This window comes from Vibrio genomosp. F6, from assembly GCF_005146325.1.
Taxonomy (GTDB): domain Bacteria; phylum Pseudomonadota; class Gammaproteobacteria; order Enterobacterales; family Vibrionaceae; genus Vibrio; species Vibrio cortegadensis.
In genome coordinates this window covers 1-341 of the sequence record NZ_SYUT01000127.1, presented here as the reverse complement: position 1 = coordinate 341, position 341 = coordinate 1, and the positions used below count along the sequence as shown (strand labels likewise).

Here is a 341-nt window from a genome sequence, read left to right as displayed (position 1 = left end):
TATGCCATAGCACCAAGGTGAAGCATTGAGCGAAGATCTTTAACTCCGCCAAATTTATCAATACCCATCATCGTCACCTTACCACCTGAACTGTATTGCTTCGGTGTTAACCCGATAAACGCTGATGCTTGTCGGCCGTTAGTAAATTGTGTCCCATCACCCAAATTAGCATAGAGCATGGATGCTGTTACCTCACCAACACCTTCAAGAGCCATGAGCCTTTTACAGGGTTCTATTTGACGAGTTGTCGCATTCATGGATTTCTGAAGATGGTTTAACTCTTCTTTAAGGTTAAGGTATTGCTGCCAGAGCATGGATAAAGTTGTAGTGGTACGCTGAAT

Annotated in this window: 1 protein-coding gene; it reads right to left on the bottom strand. The window is 43.4% G+C overall.

Annotated features, from left to right (window positions below; translation table 11 throughout):
- A partial coding sequence (locus tag FCV43_RS20050) for a transposase (protein WP_136996173.1) occupies positions 1 to 341 on the bottom strand: 341 nt, incomplete at both ends.